The organism is Nocardia barduliensis (assembly GCF_013315795.1).
Taxonomy (GTDB): domain Bacteria; phylum Actinomycetota; class Actinomycetes; order Mycobacteriales; family Mycobacteriaceae; genus Nocardia; species Nocardia barduliensis.
On record NZ_JABLTE010000200.1, the window covers coordinates 1 to 7,225 of the forward strand.

Below are 7,225 nucleotides of genomic sequence, written 5' to 3' on the forward strand. Positions count from 1 at the left end.
CCCGAGGGGGCTTGTGCGGGAACGCGCGACCGGAGTAAGCCCGATCAGCTGATCAGGCCGGTACCCCGACCAGTCCCCACGCTTCGACCGCGTCACGGGAATACCAGTGCCCGGTCCATTCCCGCCCGGAATCCAAGGCGTCGAAGAACTCCTCGTCGTCGGGTAGCGCCGGACCGTGGGCGTAGACGATGCCGGGGCTGTCGGCGTGGAAGCGGCGAGCGCGCTCGACCGCCCGAGCGGAACACTCCGCCCCATACGCCCGCTGGGTGATCAACCACTCCTCGCTCGTGCGACCGTCCGGGCCGCCGTAGTCGAGGGGATAGTGCATCTGATACTCCAGCCGCGCCAGTTGCTCACCGGCATGCTCGTACACCCAGAGGATCCATCCGGGAACCTCCGGCTGCGCAGCCAGCGCACGGGCAGCGAATCCCGCACGAGCGATCCGGTTTTCCGGATCGCCGTGCGCCGCGACCGTGACACCAGCGACCGCGGCGGAGTCCGCGCCGCTCCACACCCGATCTTTCCGATGCCTGCCTCCCATAGCCGATAACTCTAATTCCCCGCACCGACACAGACGACGGTTCGCTCCAAGTTGGCCCACGACCAGCCGATCCTCCGAAGCGAGCGGTAGCGACCAGCGGGTACGCGAGAAGTGAAAACCCGCTGTGTCGAACCGCTTTCACCACTGATGATCAGCAACCTGTTTCGCTGCCCGCGTCAGCGGTAGTGCTCATGATGTCGGGCGAGGTTAAGCAGTCAGCCTCCCCGACACCCCTCCGGCTTCCAGCCTCGTCGAGTGCGCTCGGAACTGATCGCCCTCGTGGTCGTGGAATATGACCCCGCCATCGACTTCTTCGTGAAAACTCTCGGCCTCGACCTGGTCGGGGACGCCCCGCGGCGGCCGCTATCGTCGTCAACAGTCGCCGTGCGGAAGGAAGGCCGAAGTATGTCACCGCCGATCGTCAGTCGCCGCGATCTTCTCGCAGCGGCCATGCTCCTCCCCTTGGCCGGATGCGCGGCGGAGACCACCCCTGCCGTCCCTGTGGTTCGGACCGACGACCCTCACGATCGCCTCATCGAGCTGGAACGGGAATTCGACGCGCGGTTGGGTGTGTATGCCCTCGCGACCGGCACCGGCGCCACCATCGCTCATCGGGCGGACGAACGATTCGCGTTCTGCTCGACGTTCAAGACGCTGGCGGCGGCGGCCGTGCTGCACCGTAATCCGCTGACCCACCTGGACGCGGTCGTCACGTACACCGAAAACGATCTGCTGAAGAACGCCTCGATCACGCCACAGCATGTGGCCACGGGGATGACGATCCGCCAGCTCTGTGACGCCGCGGTCCGTTACAGCGACGGCACGGCGGGCAATCTCCTGCTCCGAGATATCGGCGGACCCGCCCAGCTGACGGAATACGCACGCGGCCTCGGCGACATGGTCACTCGTATGGACCGCATCGAACCCGCGATCACGGAAGCCACACCGGGAGACCCCCGCGACACGACTTCCCCGCGAGCGTTCGGCACCATTCACCAGCAGATCGTGCTCGGCGACGCACTACCCGCCGACAAGCGCGCATTTCTCCGTGACCTCTTGGAACGCAACGCGACCTCGGCGGGCGCACAGCGCATCCGAGCGGGCGTACCGCAGGGATGGAGAGTAGCCGACAAGACGGGAACCGGTGACTACGGCACCCTCAACGACATAGCCGTCGTGTGGCCCCCGGACTCCGCGCCTCTCGTCATCGCGATCATGTCCAGCAAAGCCACCGCGGACGCCGCATACGACCAGACTCTCCTCGCCCGAGCCGCCGAATACGTGGTAGCCGAACTCACCTGAAGGCACGCCTTCCGTCACTACGGCTGCCTCGATCGTCGACGGGCCGTGACGGTGCGCAGCACCGTGGGAGCGAATCCCACGGCGATCGACATCGCCACCGCCACGACGGCCAGGGCCGTTGCCCGCCAGGGCCACACGGGGCCGTCGAGTCGTAGGTGCTGGTCCGGGTACTCGGTGAATTTCGCGGCGACCCTCGCGGTGGCGCGATCGGTATGCGCGGCGAGGTCCCGCAGCAGTGGGTCGAACGGGAACTCGTTCGGGCGGTGGTTAACGCCGGGCCGGATCTCCCGATCGACCCGCGCGACAGTGTGAGTGAAGAAGGTGAGGCCGTGCCGGGAAGTGACGCGGGGCGCGTCGGCCACCGGTGTGATGCGCGTGGCGAAGGAACTGCCCGCGTAGACCTCGACCACCGCCGCGAGTTCCAGTTCGCCGACACCGTCGAATAGCCGGACACCGATCTGTGGTTGGAAGTACGGGAACGCCGCATTCAGGGCGTACGGCAGATCGGCCGGGCGCCTGCTGTGTGCCGGGATGTCTGTCGTCGCCTCCGGCGTCCAGCCGGGAAAGGCGACCTCGGCGCCGATTCGAGCAGCCTCCTGGCGGCCCACCAGCCGTTCGACAACCCGCAGAGCGCCGACCACACCGGAGACGACACCGGCGGTGCTGATGATGTCGGCGTCCTCGACATAGCGTTTTCCCTCGACCCAGCGAGTGTCGGGATGCGCGGCGGAGAGACCGTCGATGGAGTCCCAGAACGAGGTCGCGGTGTGACCGCGCAGTACGCCGCTGGCGGCAGCCAGTTTCGCGCCCGCGCAGACGCTCAACACCAGCGCGCCCTGACCCGATCGGTGCGCGATGTAGCGGCGCGCCGCGGGTTCCTCCGGATCGGCGACGGCGGGCACCACGACGACATCGGCGGCCGGCGCGTCGTCGAAGGTCCGATCGGGCACGATCGTGAGCCCGCCGGACAGCGCGACCGGCGTTCGCCGCTGCGCCACGGTGAACACGGAGAAACCGGCCGACCGCGCGAAGACCTCGAACGGCGCGAGCGCGTCGGCCGCGACGGAACCACGGTGCCCCAGCACCACCGCCACGTCCATCCGGCCCTCCGGCAGCGGGCGCGGCGGTGGGACCTGCCCGTGGACGGTGTGGTAGTTCCGGGACATCGAGATACCCACGCCGACAGCGCAGGTTCCCGCGAATGTCGCGGCGGCGAGCAGTATTCCGAGCATCGTTGTCAGTCCCCTCATCGCCGCGCCGCCGGAGTCGTGCCGAAGCGGGCCGCGTACAACCGGCGCAGGTGCCGGGCATCACCGAACCCGCAGCGTGCGGCGACGGCTTGCACCGTCAGATCCGTCTGTTCGAGCAGGTTCGCGGCGAGTTCCAGGCGCAGCCGCTGCCGGTATTCCTGCGGCGTGACCCCGATCGCGTTCTTGAACGCGCGACTCAGCCCTCTCGGTGAGAGGTGCGCGATGGCAGCGAGTTCGGCGAGGGTCGGGCGGGCGTCGAGGTGCTGGGCCAGATGATCCTGCACGCGGTGCACCGCCTCGTTCAGGTGCGCCCGATCCCGCAGGAAAGGACTGAGCTGGGCTTGGCGGCCGTCCCGTCGAAGATAGACGACCAGTTGGCGCGCCACGGCCGCGGCCAGCACGGCGCCGTGGTCGCGTTCGACCAGGGACAACGCCAGGTCGATCCCAGAAGCGATTCCCGCGCTGGTGCTCACCGGTCCGTCGTGGACGTAGAGCACCGAATCCGCGACCAGCGCCGTGGGATAGCGCGTCCGCATCGCCTCGAGCAGTTCCCAATGAGTCGTGCACCGCCGCCCCTCCAGCAGTCCCGCCTCACCCAGTGCCACCGCACCGCTGCACACCGACGCGAACCGCGCGCCGACCTCCGCCTGCGTCCGCAGCCAGTCGATCACCGAGCGCGCCACCGGCGGGCGGTCACTGCGCAGGCGAGGTCCTGGAACGAGGATAAGATCTCCCGGCGCGGTATCCGGTAACGGCGCGAGCTCCGACAAGACCAGGCCCTGGGCGGATCGCACCCGCGAATCGATCGCGACGTGCTCGATGCGGTACTCGCCCCCGAGCGCTGTCGCGGCATCGAAGACCTGTACCGGCCCGGCGAGATCGAGCAGATTCACCTCGGGCAGGACGAGAACGATCACTCTGCGTGCTGGACTCACCCGCCCAACCTAAGTCCGGCGAACCGCGACGACGAGGGCCGCGACGGCCGACCGGCGGACAGATCCGGTCACCTTTCCGGTCCCAGAACCCGTGGTCTCGGCGGGAGTCTCGTGGCCATACGACAGCTCGGCGGTGCGGCCGCAAGCCCGTCGATCATTCGCCTGACGCCACGCCCGCCATAGTCAGCTGGAGGTAGGCGTCATCGATCTCACCCGCGCCGAAAACCTCGGTGAGCGTCGCGCGTTCGATCGTCCCGCGTTCGGCGGCGTGCACCAGGCCGAGCGCCGCCTCGCGGACCGAGGCGCCCGGTTCGTCCTCGATCAGCGCGGCCACGATGGCGGCTGCGCTGTCCCCGCTCCACACAGCGGGGACAGCCGGGGCGACGTCGGCGGCGGCCGGTGCCGCCCCTCGGTACCACCGGCCGCGCTCCCACCAGTAGCAGAAGGACAGCAGGCCGACGCCCGCGCGCGGGTTCAGCAGCGGATTTGCCACCCATGCGGGTGCACCCGCGTAGAGATCCGGCATCGGCGCACCGGCGTTGTAGACCGCGTCGAGGACGGGATCGTTCCACACGCCGCCGGACAGGACGGCCCGGTCGCCGGGCACGATCCAGAGCGAGGACCCGCTGCGCTCGGCCCCTTCGAACAAGCCGAGTGCGGGCAGCACCCGCGGACCCAGCGGGGAGCCGACCGCCACGAACGCCGCGGACAGCACCGCCCAGCGCGCCACCAGCAACGGCAGGGCGGGCAGACCGTCCTCCACCACGGCCGCGCCCGGCTCCGCCCGCGCCGCCGTCTCGGCGGGTCGCGACTGCCGGTCGGCGTGCCCGATGTGGGCGGCGAGCCACACCGGTAACCGGTTTCGCGGGAACGCCTCGAGATCCGCGCGATAGATCTCGGGCGGGAAGAGGTGCTCCTCGGGGAACGGTTCGTCGCCGAAGTCGTAGTCGGTACGCACCGCGCCGGACGCCGAGACCACGAGCAGGTACCGCCACCAGGGCCCCTCGGGCAGCGCGGCCGACGCCTCCCGATGCCTGCGGACCAGCGCGAGGACTTCCTCCGGCGGCAAAATCTGGACCGGACGACCCTGCTCGTCGGTAGCGACGATCGAGGACAGCTCGGCGGCGGTCGTCAGCACGAAGACCGCGTGGATCTCGTGACTGCCCTGCGGCCCGAGCCCGGTCAGCAGCTCGGCGATCCGGCGGCTCGCCTCATCCGGCGGGTGTCCGCCCTCGGGCGGCTGCTCGGCTGCGGTCACGACGTGACACCTCCTCGTTCGCGGCGCGAGGCTACCACCCGGCGGAGAACGAACGGGGTTGCCGAAAACGGGATTTCGTCTCCGGCTGATCGATCCGCGCTGCGCGCGAGCAGAATTCGCTTGCGTGTCGATGAAGGTTCAACTTGTTGCGGTGTAATCCGATGACGTCGACCGCCGAGGGAGCGAGCTGTGGGGAGCCATCCGAGAGGGCGCTTCGGGGCCACCGCGGAGCAGCGGTGACCATCTATATGCCCGAAGGGTTGCAGTGGCTGGCCTGGGTGGCGGGAACGACCTGGCCGAAGGGCGACGAGGACGCCGCCTGGGCGGCCTCGGAGGCGTGGAAGACGGCGAGCAAAGAACTGGAGGCGCTGCTCGCAGGCATCGATGAGGCGAAAAGCGCCACGGTGTCGGCGTATCCGCAAGGCGAAGGCGGCGCGGCGATGGGTGCCCGCTACGACGTCCTGCGCACCGGGGACCAGTCCCTGGAGGCGCTCGCGAAGCTGATGAGCACGGTCGGCGACAGCGCGTTCGACATGGGCACCGAGATCCAGGCGACCAAGATCACCGTCATCGTGACCCTGGCCTGGCTCGCGCTCGAAATTCTCTGGGCATGGCTGTTCCCGCCGACGGCGCCCGCGGTGGAGGCCGCCGCGATCACCACGACCCGGTCGTTCCTCAAGGTGTTCGAGGACTTCGTCCAGAAGATCATCACGAATATCGCCGCCCGGCTCGGCGCCCCCACGGTCCAGCGGCACTTCTGGACCCGCGCGGTGCAGCTGCGGCCGGTGCTGCCCACGGCAAAGGGGTACGGCGTCTACGGCGCGCGGGCGATCGAGGCCGCCGCCATCACCGGGACGATCAACGGCGCGGTGCAGGTCGGCCAGCTCGCGGCGGGCAAGCGGCGCCACTTCAACGGCGGCGAGTTCGGACTGTCCATCCTCGCCGGTGTCGCCGGGGTGATCCCCGGCCGCGAGTTCGGCCGGTATCTCGGGAAGGGCATCGACAAGGTCGCGGGCAAGAACCTGGACAACGTGTTCGGCCGGGTGGGCCGCGGTGTCGTGATCGGTGGCGCGTCCGGCGCCGTCGGCACCGCGTTCGGAAACGTGGCGGCGGGCGCGGTCACCGGTGACTGGTCGTCGTTCGCGTCCGGCGCGGGCTGGGTCGGCGGCATCGCGCGCGGCGGCGCGGTCGGCGGCGCGCGAGGCGGATTCGCCCTGGGGACCCCGATTCCGCCGGGGCGCGGGGACATTCGCTCCTACGTGTGGATGCCGAAGCCGTCGACCGGCAACACCGGACGCCAGCCGGACGGATCGTCCACCGGCACGGGCGGCAGCAGGCAGGGGTCGGCCACCGGCGCGTCGGCGGGCGTGCCCTCCGGACGCTCCTCGCCTGCACCGTCCCTGCTCGCCGGTTCTACCGGCACCCAACCGCACCCCGCGGGCTCCACCTCCGGCGCTCCGCTCGGCGGCTCGCGCCCGGCCTCCGAGGTCGCGGTCGGCAGCGCCGCGTCGATCCACTCGGGCCGCGGCGACGACGTTTCGTCGTCCGGCAGCACCTCCGGCCACACCGTGTATCACGATGCCGCCAGCGGTTACAGCGGAGGCGGGCAGTCCTCCCGGCCCGCCACGCCCGACAGCGTCAGTACGGGATCGGGCCAGACGGTGTATCACGATGCCGCCAGCGGTTACAGCGGCGGTGGGCAGTCCTCCCGGCCCGCCACGCCCGACAGCGTCGGCACGGGATCGGGCCAGACGGTGTATCACGATGCCGCGAGCCCGTTCTCGGGCTCCTCCTCGTCCACGGGGTCGACCGCGAGTACCGGCTCGGGTCAGTCCGGTCATTTCACCGGTCGGCCACCCACCTCATGGGAGTCGTCGGTGGACGGCTGGGGCTCGAACGGGGGTCGGCCGCCCGGCGACACGGGATCGGGGTTTCCCGC

Annotated in this window: 6 protein-coding genes; 2 read left to right on the forward strand and 4 right to left on the reverse strand. The window is 70.0% G+C overall.

Annotated elements, in window-relative coordinates; all coding sequences use genetic code 11:
- Nucleotides 1-52 precede the first annotated feature (52 nt).
- Nucleotides 53-541, reverse strand: coding sequence for a hypothetical protein (locus tag HOV91_RS38020; RefSeq protein ID WP_174190038.1), 489 nt, complete (start codon nt 539-541; stop codon nt 53-55).
- Between the two features lie 405 nt (nt 542-946).
- On the opposite strand from HOV91_RS38020, the gene bla reads away from it, so the two are divergent.
- Complete coding sequence (gene bla / locus HOV91_RS38025; protein ID WP_174190042.1) at nt 947-1,843, forward strand: class A beta-lactamase; 897 nt, start codon at nt 947-949, stop codon at nt 1,841-1,843.
- Between the two features lie 17 nt (nt 1,844-1,860).
- On the opposite strand, the gene HOV91_RS38030 is transcribed toward bla, so the two are convergent.
- From HOV91_RS38030 to HOV91_RS38040, 3 genes are all read right to left on the reverse strand, one after another.
- The gene (locus HOV91_RS38030; RefSeq protein WP_174190039.1) at nt 1,861-3,093 is read right to left on the reverse strand and encodes a DJ-1/PfpI family protein; all 1,233 of its coding nucleotides are present in this window, start codon (nt 3,091-3,093) and stop codon (nt 1,861-1,863) included.
- Complete coding sequence (locus HOV91_RS40975; protein ID WP_217441585.1) at nt 3,090-4,028, reverse strand: GlxA family transcriptional regulator; 939 nt, start codon at nt 4,026-4,028, stop codon at nt 3,090-3,092. Before HOV91_RS40975 ends, HOV91_RS38030 begins: the two co-directional genes overlap by 4 nt.
- Nucleotides 4,029-4,182: 154 nt before the next feature.
- Nucleotides 4,183-5,286, reverse strand: a complete 1,104-nt coding sequence (locus HOV91_RS38040) for a hypothetical protein (protein ID WP_174190040.1) — start codon at nt 5,284-5,286, stop codon at nt 4,183-4,185.
- A 236-nt stretch (nt 5,287-5,522) separates the two neighbouring features.
- Here HOV91_RS38040 and HOV91_RS38045 point away from each other — a divergent pair.
- Nucleotides 5,523-7,225 (forward strand): WXG100-like domain-containing protein (locus HOV91_RS38045; protein WP_174190041.1); only part of this gene is annotated, 1,703 nt, incomplete at its 3' end.